This window comes from Massilia sp. PWRC2, from assembly GCF_049896725.1.
Taxonomy (GTDB): domain Bacteria; phylum Pseudomonadota; class Gammaproteobacteria; order Burkholderiales; family Burkholderiaceae_D; genus JAFCUW01.
The window spans coordinates 1-13,922 of the sequence record NZ_JAFCUW010000003.1 but is presented as its reverse complement, the minus strand read 5'-3'; the positions used below and the strand labels follow the sequence as shown (position 1 = coordinate 13,922).

Genomic DNA, 13,922 nt, shown 5'->3' with positions numbered 1-13,922 from the left:
GACATCCATCTTGGCTAATGCCTGATTTTAGCCCGAATTGGCCGCTGGCGCGGGGATCAGGCCGCTTGCGGCGGCCGCTGACAGATTAATAGACTTCGGGATTCGGATCGGTACGTTCCATTTCGAGCGACGCCGCCAGCAAACCGAGCCGCGCCACCACCCCGTACACATAAAACCGGTTCGGCGCTGCCGTGCCCGGCTTGGCGCGCAAATCGGGCACGGCATGCTGCTGGGCGAAGGCCAGCGGCACAAATTGCGAGCCCGGCGCATTCAGATTCTGGTCGACGCCTTTTTCCGCATGGACCCGGTAAAAGCCGCCCACCACGTAGCGGTCGATCATGTAGACCACCGGTTCGGCCACCGCATCCTTGATGTTTTCGTAGGTCGGCACACCTTCCTGGATGATGATGTCGCTGATGCGGCGGCCATCCTTGACAATCGACATGCGCTCGCGCTGGGCGCTGCTCAAGTCTTTCAGTTCGTTGGCATCCTTGATGGTGAGAATGCCCATGCCATAGGTGCCGGCATCGGGTTTGAGGATGACGAAGGGCTTCTGGTCCTTGATGCCGTATTCCTTGTACTTCTTGCGGATCTTGGCCAGCAGCGAGGCAACATTGTCGCTGAGGCACTCGAGGCCGTCCGGCTGGGCGAAGTCGACTTCGCCACAGCGCGCATGAAAGGGATTGACCATCCACGGATCGACATCGATGAGCTTGCCGAATTTTTTCGCCACTTCATCGTAGGCGGCCAGATGATTGCTCTTGCGCCGAATCGCCCAGCCCGCATGCACGGGCGGCAGCAGCGACTGCTCGTGGATATTTTCCAGGATGGTGGGCACGCCCGCCGACAGATCGTTGTTAAGCAAAATGGTGCAGGGATCGAAGTCCTTCAAACCCAGCCGGCGGCCATTGGCCGAGCGCACCAGCGGCTCGATCACCAGCATGTTCCCGTCGGGCAGCGCCAGCGGGGTCGGCTCGGTGATCTCGGGCGACAGCGAGCCGAGCCGCACATGCAAACCCGTCTGGCGGAAAATCTGCATCAGGCGGGCGACGTTTTGCATGTAGCTGGGATGGCGGTTGTTGATTTCCGGGATCAGCAGCAGGTTACGCGCATCGGGACAATATTTGTCGATCGCCGCCATGGCCGCCTGCACGGACAGCGGCAACATCTCGGTGGCAAGATTATTAAAACCGCCAGGGAACAGATTGGTGTCGACGGGCGCCAGTTTGTAGCCGGCGTTGCGCAAGTCGACCGAGCAGTAAAATGGCGGCGTGTGCTCTTGCCACTCGAGACGGAACCAGCGCTCGATGGCAGGGGTCGCTGCCAAAATCTTCTTTTCGAGGTCGAGCAGCGGGCCGGTCAATGCGGTGACGAGGTGGGGAGCCATGATGTCCTTGGAACTTCGTTAATTATGAAAACACTAAATCGGGACGAAAGTCCCATTTTAAAGGACTTGGCTTGCCCTGAATGCAAAAAAGGCGCCCGCGGGGGGCGCCTTGTCTGACCCGCGCGAAGCGGGCCCTTCATTACAACTTCTCGATCAGGAATGATACGCCGATTCACCGTGGCTGGAGATATCCAGGCCTTCGCGTTCTTCCTCTTCAGGTACACGCAGACCGATGACCAGGTCGACCAGTTTATAGGCGATCACGGAAACCACTGCCGACCAGATGATGGTGGTACCGATGGCGGTTGCCTGGGTGATCACTTGCGAGCTGATTGAATAGGCATCGGTCGACATCTTGTTGGTGACATAGTCGAACACGCCCTGGCCGCCCAGCTGGGGCGCAGCAAACACGCCGGTCAGCAGGGCACCGAGGATACCGCCGACGCCGTGCACGCCGAACACGTCGAGCGAATCATCGGCGCCGATCAGGCGTTTCAGACCATTCACACCCCACAGGCACACCACACCGGCGAGCAGACCGATGACCAGGGCGCCCATTGGACCGACGTAACCGCAGGCCGGGGTGATGGCAACCAGACCGGCCACCGCGCCGGAGGCGCCGCCCAGCATCGAAGGCTTGCCCTTGGTCAGCCATTCGCCGCACACCCATGACACGGTAGCGCAGGCAGTAGCGAGCAGGGTATTAATGAAGGCCAGGGCAGCAACGTCGCCTGCTTCGAGCGCCGAACCGGCGTTGAAACCGAACCAGCCGACCCACAGCATGGATGCGCCGATCATCGTCATCGTCAGCGAGTGCGGTGCCATCGACTCACGGCCATAACCGACCCGTTTGCCGATCATGATTGCGCCAACCAGGCCGGCCACTGCGGCGTTGATGTGCACCACGGTGCCGCCGGCGAAGTCGAGCGCGCCTTTTTGCCACAACCAGCCAGCTTTGGCCGTTTCGGTGGCCAGGGTCGCGGCATCCTTGATGGCGTCAGGGCCAGTCCAGAACCACACCATGTGGGCGATCGGCAGGTAGCCGAAGGTGAACCACAGCACCATGAAGGCCAGTACGGCGGTGAACTTGGCGCGTTCGGCAAAAGCGCCGACGATCAGGCCGCAGGTAATGGCGGCGAAGGTGCCCTGGAAGGCCACATAGATAAATTCAGGAATCACGACACCCTTGCTGAAGGTGGCGGCAGTGGTGAAGGTGGCGGTGGCTGGATTCCAGATGCCCGACAGGAAAGCACGGTCGAACTTGCCGAAGAACGCATTGCCCTCGGTGAAGGCGATCGAGTAACCGTAGATGCACCAGAGAATAATGATGACGGCGAAGATAAAAAACACTTGCAGCAACACGGACAGCATGTTTTTCGAGCGGACCAGGCCGCCGTAGAACAGGGCCAGGCCGGGAATCGTCATCATGATGACGAGCACGGTGGCGACGAACATCCAGGCGGTGTCGCCCTTGTTCGGCACCGGTGCCGCAGCCGGGGCAGCGGGTGCGGCGGCAGCGGCGGCAGGCGCAGCGGCAACCATCGGCGCGACGGTCGGGGCGGCGATCGGGGCGGTGGTAACGGCAGTGGTGGCAGCGGCAGGCGTTGCAGCATCGGCTGGCTTGGCGGCATCCTGCGCAGAAGCGCCCAGGGCGCCGCACAGGGAAACGGCCACGGCCATGCCGGACAGCCATTTTTTAAACGTAAATTTCATTGAAGTTTCCCCTTAAAGTGCGTCGTTGCCGGTCTCGCCGGTACGGATACGGATGACCTGCTCGAGGTTGTAGACGAAAATTTTTCCATCGCCAATCTTGCCGGTGCGCGCAGCTTTTTCGATCGCTTCGATCGCCTGATCGACGATGGCGTCGTCGACCGCCGCTTCGATCTTGGTTTTCGGCAGGAAGTCGACCACATATTCGGCGCCACGGTACAGCTCGGTGTGGCCCTTTTGGCGACCGAAACCCTTGACTTCCGTGACGGTGATACCCTGCACATTGATGGCCGACAGGGCTTCACGCACCTCGTCGAGCTTGAACGGTTTGATAATTGCAGTAATTAGTTTCATGACTGGCTCGCTCAGAAAGTTTTGGACACACTCAACACGGCGCCGGTACGGGCAAGATTCTTGCCGGACGGGCTGACGTAGGCCTTGGTATCGGCATAGATGGCGGCCAGCGCGACCGAGACGATGCCGAAATCCTTGGTGACGCCCACCTTGTAGTCGGTGTACGAATAGGCGCCGTTATGCTTGACGTTTTGATGGCCGGCGTGCAGGTTCAGTACCAGCCCTTCCATCAGGTCGATATTCGCACCCAGGTCGAGGTAGCCGCTGCCCTTGCTGTCGGAGGTGCCGAACAGGTTGGTGGTCGAATGCGAATACTTCAGGTAGGCAGGACCGTAACCGACCTGGCCATACAGTTCGAAGGTGTTGGCGCTGGTCGACAGGCCGTTCGATGGGTACAGGTAGTACAGGCCGCCGACGTCGTAGCTGATGCCGGGGGCGATTTCGCCCTTCTTGCCGCCGTAGATATCCCACTCGACGTTGCCGTCGCCGCCGGCATCCTTGATCCAGTGAATGGTCGACAGCCAGGTGCCCGCATAGAAGCCGCTCGGGTTGTTGACATAGTCGGCGCCGCCCTGCAGTGCCGGGTTCAGGCGCGACTGTGAAATACCGCGGTAGCGGTAGTCACTGGTCAGCGCGGCATTGAAGCTCACTTCGTTATCTGGCTTGGGAGCATCTTCGGCACGGGCGGTGGTGGACGTCAGGGCTGTAAAAACCAGGCCGAGCGCTGCGAGAAGTTTCAACTGTGTATTCAGTTTTTTCATGACAATCCCTAGTAATTGAATCGTGTGATGCAATGGCGGTTTAAAATCGGTCAGTCGAAAACGGCAAAATTGACGGGACATGAATGCTTTAGCAGATTGCATGCCAGCTCAAAGTTGCACGACAACGCTTGTTTTTTCGCCCATTTACCCCAAATTTGCATTTAATAAACTGTTTGGCCGCCGTGGTGCACAGCGCCCCCTGTCCGGCGCACCCAATTAAGGCAAATACCGCACCGCTTTGGTGCGCAACTCGACGATTAAAAGGATTCCCATGGATATGAATAGTTTTTTCAACGACTTGCAGGGCAAAATCAGCCAGGCCATCGACAATTCTCCCGTCAAAGACGTGGAAAAAAATGTCAAAGCGATGATGACCCAGGGGTTTTCCAAGCTCGACCTGGTTACCCGCGAAGAATTCGATATCCAGGCGCAGGTGCTGGCCAAGACCCGCGCCAAGCTGGACGCGCTGGAATTACAGATCAGCTCCCTGGAAGCGCGGCTGGCAGCGCAGGCCGCCGCGGTGCCACCCGTGATTTTTTCGAAGTAATCAAGCAATCAAGCAAGCGTCTGCGCGGCTGCACTGGTTAGCCGCCGCCGCGTTTGGCGGCGTGCCCTGCCTGCAGCAAGGCTTGCAGCACGGCGTCGCAATGATCGCCCTGGATTTCGATCACGCCGTCCTTGACGGTGCCGCCGGCCCCGCAGCGGCTGCGCAACTGTTTGCCCAGCGCGGTCAGGGCGTCGCCCGCCAGCGCCACCCCGGTTACCACGGTGACACACTTGCCGCCGCGCCCCTTGGTTTGCCGGCTCACCTTGACCTGGCCATTGCCCAGCACCGTCTGCTGGTCCATGTGGGCGCAGCGACAGGCCGCGATGGCCGCGCCACAGCCGGCGCACAGGCGTCCCGTTTCAGTGGAATACACCAGCCGGCTGCCAGCGCCGCTCATGGTTTGAGCGTGACCGCGTGCCCCAGCACCCAGCCGATCGACAGCACATAGCGGCTGCCACCGATCACCGGCGTCACGCTGTGCTCGCTGAGGTCGGGGCGGAACAACTTGATGCGGCCGCTGGTAAACAGCGGCGCATGGCAAACGAATTGGCCACCGGCGGGCGATGCCTTGAGTACCACGTTGAGCCGGTAGTGCCGGCCCGATTTGACCGGGTCGGTGTGCGGCGCAATCTGCGCGCCGACCGGATAGCGGATCAGATAACTGTCAAAGCGCAGCGGCCAGGCCGCCGTCAGTAGCAGCATCTTGTCGTAGCCGCCAGCCTGGCGGCCCCGTTGCCAGCGAAAGGCGGTGGCGGCGTACGAGGTAAGGCGGGTAAACAAGCGGCGGACCTTCTATTGATTATCGTCAGTCGGGAGCGGCCATGATGGTGCGAACGACAGCCGGCGTCAAGCCGCTGTCTTGAATAACCGGCGCGTACTCCCAGCAGCTGCGCAGCCGCTGCTGCGGGTAACGTGGCGGACTGGCGTGGTCCGGAAGAATCTGATCTGGGATTGCGTCGGCCGTGCCGGCCGCGTCCTGTCACCGACAGCATCGAGGCGGCAACTGAATTGCCATCGCAGCAATGCAACACCATGGTGCTGCACGAACAAAGGGACCTCAAAAGAGGTCCCTTGCCTGAACACGTCATCGCCGCGCATGCCTGAGCAAACGCGCCGATCGGGTGAATCGACTTACTTGCTCGACTGCTTGCGGCGCGCCAGGGCGCCGCCGGCCAGCGCGATACCTAACAAGAAAACGGTGCTTGGTTCCGGGACGTCGCTGCTGAGCCCGCCGACGCCGGACAGCCCAGCCGTCAGCGAGTTTAAGTAGACGGCACTGTCATACACGGAGTCCGATGTATCGGCCACGCCGAACATCAAGGTGTGGGTCAGCAGCGCCTGATTGAGCAGGCCGGTAACGGTCAGCACATTGGTCAGGCCATCGTATTCGATACCATAAGCGCCAGCGACGTTCGAAATGAAATTATTGGAGCCAACAGCATTCGAAATCAGGCTGCCATTGCTGAACTTGGCGTAATTCACACCATCGATGAAGAAGCCAAAGATGTCGGTGACGGCCTGGTCAGGAAATTCTTCGGTACCAAAGACGAATTTGGCAGAGACCGATGACACGCCGCTTTCGACGGTGAAGTCAAATCCGAGCGTATTGGCATCGTTGGTAACCGATCCCGAGAGTGCTGACAACTGGGCGTTGGCACCGCTTCCGGTAGTTGTAGAGAAGTTAGGACTGGTGTTAGTCAATGGTACGACTGCCTTGCCGGAGGTGAGCACGACACCATCGGCCATGGTCAGCGTTGGCGTCGTGCCGGTTTTTGGCGCAAGGTTAAAATTCGAGTAAGTGCCGTATTGCTGGATGGCCGCCGAGTTGGTGCCCTGAATCTTGACGGTATTGGCAACAATACTGATACCGCTGTTCGACGCCAGGACGGCATCGGCCATGGCAGTGACGCCGGTGCTAGTTGCAGGAACCGTGGTCACGACCACTGCGTTGGCGTTTGATGCAAACATCGCCAGCGCAATTGCGGCGCTGACGGCGGTTTTGACGATCTGTGAAGCTGGTGGGTGCATACGCATGTGACATCCTTAGTGATGATTTTTAAATTTAATACTGACCTTCGTAAGCAAAATCCATGCCAATGTTTTTATTTCTAAAAATTCAAATTAAATCAAGTAGTTAAGAAACTTTTGAATCATTCAATTTTTTGACTGTAAGAAATTTCGACACCTAAATTTGTTTGTCTAATAAATATTGCTCAATAGTGTTTAGAGTGACATTGTCGGTGGCAATGAGGCCGGCGGCGGACAGGCGGCGTTGTTAACGCCGCCGCCGTACTGGTCTCGCGCAAGCCAGGGCGGCGATATGGCGCATGACGGCCGAAGCGGCGCGAGGTTTTCCTGCACCTGCTTTGCCTGGCCTGCGCAGTGCGCCCGCTTGGTCGCCCTCAAGGTGGTGCAGCGCGGCGCGCCTAGTATCGGCACGGTCTGCAGCCACTTGATTGGAAAGCCCATGGGCCTTGCCGTTTTGCGTAGCCGCGCCCTGGCCGGCATGGACGCCCCCGCCGTCAGCGTCGAAGTCCATCTGGCCAAAGGTTTACCTTCTTTTACGATTGTCGGCCTCGCGGACACCGAAGTGCGCGAATCAAAAGACCGCGTGCGCGCCGCCCTCGCCACTGCCGGCTTCAAAGTGCCCAGCCGGCGCGTGACCGTCAACCTGGCGCCGGCCGACTTGCCGAAGGAATCGGGACGCTTCGATCTGCCCATTGCGCTGGGCATCCTGGCGGCCTCGGGCCAACTGCCGGGCAAGGAACTGGACCAGTATGAATTTGCCGGCGAGCTGTCGCTGTCGGGACAATTGCGGCCCATCCGCGGCGCGCTGGCCATGACCTTCGCCATGCACCGCAGCGATCCGGCGCCGCGTGCCTTCATGTTGCCAAGCGCGAATGCTGATGAAGCGGCGCTGGTGGCCAGCGCCCATATCTATGCGGTCGACAGCTTGCTACAGGTGTGCGCCCACTTCGCCGGCGGCGACCGCGCTGCACGCATTGGCCGCCACCACTCCAGTGCCGCCATCTTGCCATCGCCTGGTCCCGACTTTGCCGACGTCAAGGGCCAGCCGCAAGCCAAGCGGGCCCTCGAAGTGGCCGCCGCCGGCGCCCACAATGTACTCATGATGGGTCCGCCCGGCACCGGCAAGACCATGCTGGCCTCGCGTTTTGCCGGCCTGTTGCCCCCCATGACGGACGACGACGCCCTAGAGGCAGCCGCCGTGCAATCACTGACGCGGGGGTTTTCGGTGGCCAGCTGGAAAGTACGACCGTACCGTAGTCCCCATCACACCACGTCGGCGGTGGCGCTGGTCGGTGGCGGCCCCATCCCGCGGCCGGGCGAAATTTCTCTGGCCCACTGCGGCGTGCTGTTTCTCGATGAATTGCCGGAATTTGACCGGCGCGTGCTGGAGGTACTGCGCCAGCCGCTCGAATCGGGCATGGTGACCATTTCGCGGGCGGCCCACCAGGCCGATTTTCCCGCGCGCTTTCAATTGATCGCGGCCATGAATCCGTGCCCGTGCGGCTATCTGGGCCATGCCTCCGGAAAATGCCATTGCAGCGCCGAACTGGTGGCGCGTTACCGTCATAAGATTTCCGGGCCGCTGCTCGACCGCATCGACCTGCAAGTCGATGTCGCCACCCTCGACCCGGATCTGGTCGCCGGGCCGTCCAGTGGCGAGGCCAGCGCCGTCATCGCCGCCCGCGTCGCCGAGGCAGCAACGCGGCAGCGTCAACGTCAGGGGTGCAGCAACCAGCAACTGGCGCCGCGCCAGGTCGAGCAATATTGTCAGCTCGACGTCTCTGGCGCCCGCCTGCTGCGCGACACCATGGCCCAATGGCACTGGTCCGCGCGCGGCTACCACCGCGTGCTCAAGGTGGCGCGCACCATTGCCGACCTTGCCGGCAGCGAACGGATCGCCCGTGGCCACGTGGCGGAAGCGATTGGCTACCGTCGCACGCTGCAGGAACAGTAAGACCCCTGCAGATCGCGCCGATCACGCCCGTTTCGGCAACTTCCAGTCGGGCCGCACGTAGTGGCAGGTGTAGCCGTTGGGAATGCGCTCGAGATAATCCTGGTGCTCCGGCTCGGCTTCCCAGAAGTCGCCCGCGGGCGCCAGTTCGGACGCCACCTTGCCGGGCCAGATACCGGAGGCATCGACGTCAGCAATGGTGTCTAGCGCGGTCGCTTTCTGCGCCTCGCTGGTGTAATAAATAGCCGAGCGGTAGCTCAGGCCAACGTCGTTGCCCTGCCGATTCCTGGTCGACGGATCGTGAATCTGGAAGAAAAATTCAAGCAACTGGCGATAACTCATGATGGCCGGGTCGAAGACCACTTCGATGGCCTCGGCATGGGTGCCGTGGTTGCGGTAGGTGGCATGCGCCACGTCGCCGCCGGAATAGCCGACGCGCGTGCTTTTAACGCCCGGCATGCGGCGGATCAGGTCTTGCATGCCCCAGAAGCATCCGCCGGCAAGAATCGCAGTTTCAGTCGTGGTCGTCATTATTATCCTTGTGGTGAGTTCCTCCCTATATTAGCCCGTTTGGTGATTTTCCAAGGCGCGATTGCTGCCACCGTGGCCGCGCTGGCGTCGCCGCCCCTGCCCTGCTACCATCAATCCCATGACAAGTTACCTCCCCCTGCGCCCTGGCCTGCTGGTCCTGGCCCTCTCCCTGAGTCTGAGCGCGTGCGGCAACGCCACCAACTGGCGCGATTACAACAGCCAGGAGGCGCCCTTTCGCGTAATGTTCCCCGATAAGCCATCGGTCCACCAGCGCACCATCGATCTGGCCGGCATGAAAGTGGCGATGACGATGACGGCGGTCGATCTTGACGGCACCATGTATGCCGTCGGCAGCGCCGAAGCGCCCGATGCCGCCAGCGCGCAGGCAGCACTGGCGGCGATGAAAACGGCGCTGGTACGCAATATCGGCGCCACCGTCAACCGCGAAGCATCGCGCGCAGCGTCGTCGGCCAGCGGCCAGCGCGCCAGCCTCGATGTCGAAGCGACTGGCATGCAAAACGGCACGCCGATGAAACTGGTCGCCCATTTCGAAGCGCGCGACCGGCACTTTTACCAGGTTGTTGTGATGGGCAAAGCGAAGGCGATGCCGGCCGAACAGGTCGAGCAGTTCATGCATTCGTTTACATTGCTGTAAGACGGCCATGCCCGACACCTCTCCCGCCCTGCGCCTGCGTGGCCTGTGCAAGCAGTTCGGCCGCCCCGCCGTCGATCGCCTCGACCTCACCGTGCAGCGCGGCGAACTGTACGCCCTGCTGGGCCCGAATGGCGCCGGCAAGACCACCACCTTGCGCATGGTGGCCGGTTTGCTGGCGCCCGACGCCGGCACCATCGACGTGCTGGGCGTCGACCTGGCCAACGCGCCGGCGCGCGCCAAGCAACAGATCGCTTACCTGCCCGATGAACCGATGCTGTATGCCAAGCTCAAACCGACCGAGTACCTGGAATTTGTTGCCGGCCTGTGGGGTGTCGACGCCACCGCGGCGGAAGCGCGCGCGCGCAAGCTGCTCGACTGGCTCGATCTAACGGCGCACGCACATGAATTGACCGAGGGTTTTTCGCGCGGCATGAAACAAAAGCTGGCACTGGCCGGGGCGCTGATCCACCAACCGCAATTGCTGATCCTCGATGAACCGCTCACTGGCCTCGATGCCGCCGCCGCCCGCCAGGTCAAGGACTTGCTGCTCGAGCACACGCGCAATGGCGGCACTGTGCTGCTGACCACCCACATCCTCGAGGTGGCTGAACGGATGGCCCAGCGCATCGGCATCATCCAGCACGGCAAATTGATCGCCGAGGGCACGCTCGAGCAGTTGCGCGGCCAGACCGCCCATGCGGCCGACGGCCGGGCGAGGGAAGGCGCCACGCTGGAAGACATTTTCTTGCAGCTGACGGGACCGGTGTGACCTTGCGGCCCGGCAGCGCGCTGTGGCTGCTGCGCCATGAACTGCGCCTGTACTACTTCAGGATGGGCGGCGCCAGTGCCAGCAAGGGACGGGCCAGTCGCGGGTCCAGCCGCAGCAACATCGTGTTGATCGTGCTGGCCAGCGCCGGCCTGCACGCGTTTGCCTATTTACTGCTGCCATCGCTGGCCGGCGAAGGCAGCGCGCCGGCCGTGCTGATCGGCATTGGCATGCTGTGCGCGGCAGCTTTCAGCCTGATGGTTTCGCAGGGTTTGAAAACCAGCGTCGAGGTGCTGTTTGAACGGGGCGACATGGACCTGTTGCTGTCATCGCCGCTGCCGTCGCGCAGCCTGTTTGTGGTGCGTCTTGGCGCCGTCGCCATCGGTACCGCCAGCCTGTATCTCTTTCTGCTGGCGCCCTTCGCCCATGTCGGCGTGCTGCTCGGTCAGCCGCACTGGCTGGCCATTTATCCGTTGGTGCTGGGCGCGGCGGTGCTGGCCGCGTCATTGTCGATGCTGTTGACGCTGGCGCTGGTGCGGCTGATCGGCATACGCCGCACGCGCGTGGCGGCGCAGATCCTGGGGGCGCTGGTGGGCGCGCTGTTTTTCCTGCTCTCGCAAGTGTATGCCAACAGCAGTGGCCTGCTGCGCCAGCGGGTCGCCAACTGGTTCGCGGTCCACTCCGCTGCAGGCGGCGCTTTCGCGGCCGACAGCCCGTTGTGGTTGCCCGCACGCGCCAGCCAGGGCGACGGCGGCGCCCTGTTGACGGTTGCCCTGCTCGGTCTGCTCGCGTTCATCCTCACCGCCCATTGGACGCACGGATTTTTTGTGCGCGGTGTGCAGCAGGCTGCCAGCCTGGTCAAGCATGCGGCGGCGCCAGCCGGTGGCCAGCGCTACCGCTTCGGCCGCAGCCTGGCGCGCACCATCTTCGTCAAGGAATGGCGGCTGATAGCCCGCGATCCCCAGCTGATCTCGCAGGTGCTGCTGCAACTACTTTACCTGCTGCCGCTGTGTTTTCTGGTGGTCGTCAAGTCACCGTCGAGCGTGCCGGGACTGGGCGCGTCGCTCACTTATCTGTGTGCCTCACTGACGACCGCGCTGGCGTGGCTGATGATTGCCGCCGAAGATGCGCCGGATTTACTGCGTGCTGCGCCGGCGTCGGCGGCGACGGTGGCGCGCGCCAAGCTGGCGGCGGCGGTGGCGCCCGCACTGTTGTTGCTGGCCGCACCGCTATTGTGGCTGCTATGGCGGGCACCGCTGACGGCACTGCCGCTGGCGCTGTGCGCGAGCGGCGCCAGCGTGGGCGCCGCGCTGGTGGTGCGCTGGTGTGCACCACCGGCAGCGCGCGGCGATTTTCGCCAGCGCGCCAAGGGCAATTTCTTGAATACTTTTCTTGAGCTGGCCACCGCCATGGCCTGGACCGGCCTGGCGATGCTGGCGCTGACCGTTGCCCAAACTGGCCGGCTCGATACCAAGGCCATCTTCGCCGTTGCCGCCTTGGTGGCGCTGCTGCTGGGATTGATGGCGGTAGCGTGGACGCGCCGCCGCCGCTGAACCGATTCAAGCGCGCACGCTTGCCCTGCCAGCGCACCTGTGACTCGTGTTATCGTTTCGCCATTGCCGTACTCTTATAGAAAGACTTGATCTTATGTTAATTACCTTCCACTCCAAAGCCGCTGCCGACGTCACCATGTACAAGGAACACGCCAAGCGCATCCTCGACCTGCTCGGCAAAGACGTCACCCGTGGAGTGATCACTGCCGCCGAGGCGCTCGACGCCGTGCAGGTGCTGGAAAAAGAAATTGCCGATACCCGCGCCCACGCCGCCTCCGACGACATGCAGCGCGATGTCAACGCCCATCATGGCGACGCGGCAGAAGACGCCGATCATGAAGGCGCACAGCTAGTCAGCTTCAGCACGCGCGCATTTCCCCTGCTGGAAATGTTGCGTGCCTCACGTGATGGCGGCAACGACATTCTCTGGGGCGTTTAATGACGCAGCTGGTGGCGCTGCGCAGTCACCACATCAGCGCCGCCGACGGCACCAGACTGCATGTGCTCGACGCCATGCTGCCGCCAGGACAGGCGCGGGGTAGCATTGTCATCATGCACGGGCTTGGCGAACACAGCGGTCGCTATCAGGCGCTCACCCAGTTTTTAAACGGCTGCGGGCTGTCCGTGCGCTGTTACGATCACCGCGGTCATGGTCGCTCGGAAGGGCGCCGCGCTGACGTCATCCACGGCGACCCCATGCTGCAGGATGCGCAGATTGTCATTGACGATTTCGCCAGCCGTTACAGCATGCCGCCATTTTTGTTTGGCCATAGCATGGGCGGCCTGTTCGCAGCCCGCTTTGCCTTGTCGGCACGCGCGCCGCTGCGCGGGCTGATCCTGTCCTCACCCGCGCTGGCGCTGCGCCTGGGTCGCGCTCAACTGGCATTACTAAAAGTTGCCGAAGTGCTGGTGCCATGGCTGGGCCTGCCCAATGGCCTCAATCCAGCCGACCTGTGCCACTCTGCGGCGATAGTCGATGCCTACCGTGCCGATCCACTGGTGCACCGCCGCATCAGCGCCCGGCTGCTGCGCTCGATGCTCGATTCGATCGCCGACTGCCAGCAGTACGCCGCATCCATGTCTCTACCAACGCTGCTGCTGGTGGCCGGCAGCGACCGTGCCGTCGATCCCGCCGGCGCGCTGTGCTTTTTTGACAAGCTGCCGCCGGAATATCGCTCTCTGCAGCTGTTTCCCCACATGTATCACGAGATTTTCAATGAACCCGATGCGGCGCTGGCGCTTACTGCCGTGCGCGAATGGCTGCACGGCCCCGGACAACTCGACGCACCGTAAGGTACCCCTGCCTCAAAACCAGCAGACGTAAAAAAACCCCGCACATCACTGTACGGGGTTTTCTCACTATAACTAGCCTGACGATAACCTACTTTCACACTGGTTGCAGCACTATCATCGGCGTAATATCGTTTCACGGTCCTGTTCGGGATGGGAAGGGGTGGTACCGATTTACTATGGTCATCAGGCATAACTTGTACAGGTAAATGCTCCCAACCGGGCAGCACCACCTTGAATCTGGAAGAAGTAAGTTTTAATTTTTGTGTCTTTCAACACGGGTAGTGAGTATGTACCTCACAAGCACAACGCGCTTTCTTTTCTCTACAACTGCTAATGTTATAGGGACAAGCCGTACGGGCAATTAGTACTGGTTAGCTTAATGCATT

General features: G+C 61.5%; 15 protein-coding genes and 1 rRNA gene. 7 read left to right on the top strand and 9 right to left on the bottom strand.

Annotated features, from left to right (window positions below; all coding sequences use genetic code 11):
* Window positions 1-85: 85 nt before the first annotated feature.
* The 4 genes from gshA to ACP7BZ_RS07690 all read right to left on the bottom strand — a co-directional run bounded on the left by gshA (window position 86) and on the right by ACP7BZ_RS07690 (window position 4,212).
* Window positions 86-1,387 carry a glutamate--cysteine ligase gene (gshA, locus tag ACP7BZ_RS07705; RefSeq protein WP_426111727.1) on the bottom strand — a complete coding sequence of 434 codons (1,302 nt, stop codon included), beginning with the start codon at window positions 1,385-1,387 and terminating at the stop codon, window positions 86-88.
* A gap of 153 nt (window positions 1,388-1,540) precedes the next feature.
* Window positions 1,541-3,100, bottom strand: a complete 1,560-nt coding sequence (locus ACP7BZ_RS07700; RefSeq protein ID WP_426111725.1) for an ammonium transporter — start codon at window positions 3,098-3,100, stop codon at window positions 1,541-1,543.
* A 12-nt stretch (window positions 3,101-3,112) separates the two neighbouring features.
* Window positions 3,113-3,451 carry a P-II family nitrogen regulator gene (locus ACP7BZ_RS07695; RefSeq protein WP_426111723.1) on the bottom strand — a complete coding sequence of 113 codons (339 nt, stop codon included), beginning with the start codon at window positions 3,449-3,451 and terminating at the stop codon, window positions 3,113-3,115.
* 11 nt (window positions 3,452-3,462) lie between these two features.
* Window positions 3,463-4,212, bottom strand: coding sequence for a TorF family putative porin (locus ACP7BZ_RS07690; RefSeq protein WP_426111721.1), 750 nt, complete (start codon window positions 4,210-4,212; stop codon window positions 3,463-3,465).
* Window positions 4,213-4,483: 271 nt separating this feature from the next.
* On the opposite strand from ACP7BZ_RS07690, the gene ACP7BZ_RS07685 reads away from it, so the two are divergent.
* Window positions 4,484-4,759: an accessory factor UbiK family protein gene (locus ACP7BZ_RS07685; RefSeq protein ID WP_426111719.1), complete on the top strand. Its 276-nt coding sequence runs from the start codon at window positions 4,484-4,486 to the stop codon at window positions 4,757-4,759.
* A gap of 37 nt (window positions 4,760-4,796) precedes the next feature.
* Here ACP7BZ_RS07685 and ACP7BZ_RS07680 read toward each other — a convergent pair whose 3' ends face one another.
* The 3 genes from ACP7BZ_RS07680 to ACP7BZ_RS07670 all read right to left on the bottom strand — a co-directional run bounded on the left by ACP7BZ_RS07680 (window position 4,797) and on the right by ACP7BZ_RS07670 (window position 6,793).
* Entirely contained in the window at window positions 4,797-5,156 is a 360-nt protein-coding gene (locus ACP7BZ_RS07680; RefSeq protein WP_426111717.1) for a translation initiation factor, read from the bottom strand.
* Window positions 5,153-5,539 carry a 2OG-Fe(II) oxygenase gene (locus tag ACP7BZ_RS07675; RefSeq protein WP_426111715.1) on the bottom strand — a complete coding sequence of 129 codons (387 nt, stop codon included), beginning with the start codon at window positions 5,537-5,539 and terminating at the stop codon, window positions 5,153-5,155. Before ACP7BZ_RS07675 ends, ACP7BZ_RS07680 begins: the two co-directional genes overlap by 4 nt.
* Before the next feature lie 351 nt (window positions 5,540-5,890).
* Complete coding sequence (locus ACP7BZ_RS07670; protein ID WP_426111713.1) at window positions 5,891-6,793, bottom strand: choice-of-anchor L domain-containing protein; 903 nt, start codon at window positions 6,791-6,793, stop codon at window positions 5,891-5,893.
* 433 nt (window positions 6,794-7,226) lie between these two features.
* Between ACP7BZ_RS07670 and ACP7BZ_RS07665 the strand changes: the two genes are divergently transcribed.
* The gene (locus ACP7BZ_RS07665) at window positions 7,227-8,741 is read left to right on the top strand and encodes a YifB family Mg chelatase-like AAA ATPase (protein ID WP_426111711.1); all 1,515 of its coding nucleotides are present in this window, start codon (window positions 7,227-7,229) and stop codon (window positions 8,739-8,741) included.
* Window positions 8,742-8,762: 21 nt separating this feature from the next.
* On the opposite strand, the gene msrA is transcribed toward ACP7BZ_RS07665, so the two are convergent.
* The gene (gene msrA / locus ACP7BZ_RS07660; protein ID WP_426111709.1) at window positions 8,763-9,269 is read right to left on the bottom strand and encodes a peptide-methionine (S)-S-oxide reductase MsrA; all 507 of its coding nucleotides are present in this window, start codon (window positions 9,267-9,269) and stop codon (window positions 8,763-8,765) included.
* 118 nt (window positions 9,270-9,387) lie between these two features.
* On the opposite strand from msrA, the gene ACP7BZ_RS07655 reads away from it, so the two are divergent.
* From ACP7BZ_RS07655 to ACP7BZ_RS07635, 5 genes are all read left to right on the top strand, one after another.
* Complete coding sequence (locus tag ACP7BZ_RS07655) at window positions 9,388-9,924, top strand: hypothetical protein (RefSeq protein ID WP_426111707.1); 537 nt, start codon at window positions 9,388-9,390, stop codon at window positions 9,922-9,924.
* Window positions 9,925-9,931: 7 nt separating this feature from the next.
* The gene (locus tag ACP7BZ_RS07650) at window positions 9,932-10,693 is read left to right on the top strand and encodes an ABC transporter ATP-binding protein (RefSeq protein ID WP_426111705.1); all 762 of its coding nucleotides are present in this window, start codon (window positions 9,932-9,934) and stop codon (window positions 10,691-10,693) included.
* The gene (locus ACP7BZ_RS07645; RefSeq protein WP_426111703.1) at window positions 10,690-12,243 is read left to right on the top strand and encodes a putative ABC transporter permease subunit; all 1,554 of its coding nucleotides are present in this window, start codon (window positions 10,690-10,692) and stop codon (window positions 12,241-12,243) included. The genes ACP7BZ_RS07650 and ACP7BZ_RS07645 overlap by 4 nt, the downstream gene beginning before the upstream one ends.
* Window positions 12,244-12,337: 94 nt before the next feature.
* Window positions 12,338-12,682: a DUF1840 domain-containing protein gene (locus ACP7BZ_RS07640; protein WP_426111701.1), complete on the top strand. Its 345-nt coding sequence runs from the start codon at window positions 12,338-12,340 to the stop codon at window positions 12,680-12,682.
* Window positions 12,682-13,536 (top strand): lysophospholipase, encoded by an 855-nt coding sequence (locus ACP7BZ_RS07635; RefSeq protein ID WP_426111699.1) that lies wholly within the window; start codon window positions 12,682-12,684, stop codon window positions 13,534-13,536. Before ACP7BZ_RS07640 ends, ACP7BZ_RS07635 begins: the two co-directional genes overlap by 1 nt.
* A gap of 75 nt (window positions 13,537-13,611) precedes the next feature.
* On the opposite strand, the gene rrf is transcribed toward ACP7BZ_RS07635, so the two are convergent.
* Window positions 13,612-13,724, bottom strand: a 5S ribosomal RNA gene (gene rrf, locus ACP7BZ_RS07630).
* Between the last annotated feature and the right edge of the window lie 198 nt (window positions 13,725-13,922).

Excerpts from the sequence above, each read along its gene's own strand:
- ACP7BZ_RS07695 (WP_426111723.1), bottom strand. The coding sequence starts at position 3,451 with ATGAAACTAATTACTGCAATTATCAAACCGTTCAAGCTCGACGAGGTG.
- ACP7BZ_RS07680 (WP_426111717.1), bottom strand. The coding sequence starts at position 5,156 with ATGAGCGGCGCTGGCAGCCGGCTGGTGTATTCCACTGAAACGGGACGC.
- ACP7BZ_RS07650 (WP_426111705.1), top strand. The coding sequence starts at position 9,932 with ATGCCCGACACCTCTCCCGCCCTGCGCCTGCGTGGCCTGTGCAAGCAG.
- ACP7BZ_RS07655 (WP_426111707.1), top strand. The coding sequence starts at position 9,388 with ATGACAAGTTACCTCCCCCTGCGCCCTGGCCTGCTGGTCCTGGCCCTC.
- msrA (WP_426111709.1), bottom strand. The coding sequence starts at position 9,269 with ATGACGACCACGACTGAAACTGCGATTCTTGCCGGCGGATGCTTCTGG.
- ACP7BZ_RS07635 (WP_426111699.1), top strand. The coding sequence starts at position 12,682 with ATGACGCAGCTGGTGGCGCTGCGCAGTCACCACATCAGCGCCGCCGAC.
- ACP7BZ_RS07700 (WP_426111725.1), bottom strand. The coding sequence starts at position 3,100 with ATGAAATTTACGTTTAAAAAATGGCTGTCCGGCATGGCCGTGGCCGTT.
- ACP7BZ_RS07685 (WP_426111719.1), top strand. The coding sequence starts at position 4,484 with ATGGATATGAATAGTTTTTTCAACGACTTGCAGGGCAAAATCAGCCAG.
- ACP7BZ_RS07640 (WP_426111701.1), top strand. The coding sequence starts at position 12,338 with ATGTTAATTACCTTCCACTCCAAAGCCGCTGCCGACGTCACCATGTAC.
- gshA (WP_426111727.1), bottom strand. The coding sequence starts at position 1,387 with ATGGCTCCCCACCTCGTCACCGCATTGACCGGCCCGCTGCTCGACCTC.
- ACP7BZ_RS07665 (WP_426111711.1), top strand. The coding sequence starts at position 7,227 with ATGGGCCTTGCCGTTTTGCGTAGCCGCGCCCTGGCCGGCATGGACGCC.
- ACP7BZ_RS07690 (WP_426111721.1), bottom strand. The coding sequence starts at position 4,212 with ATGAAAAAACTGAATACACAGTTGAAACTTCTCGCAGCGCTCGGCCTG.
- ACP7BZ_RS07670 (WP_426111713.1), bottom strand. The coding sequence starts at position 6,793 with ATGCGTATGCACCCACCAGCTTCACAGATCGTCAAAACCGCCGTCAGC.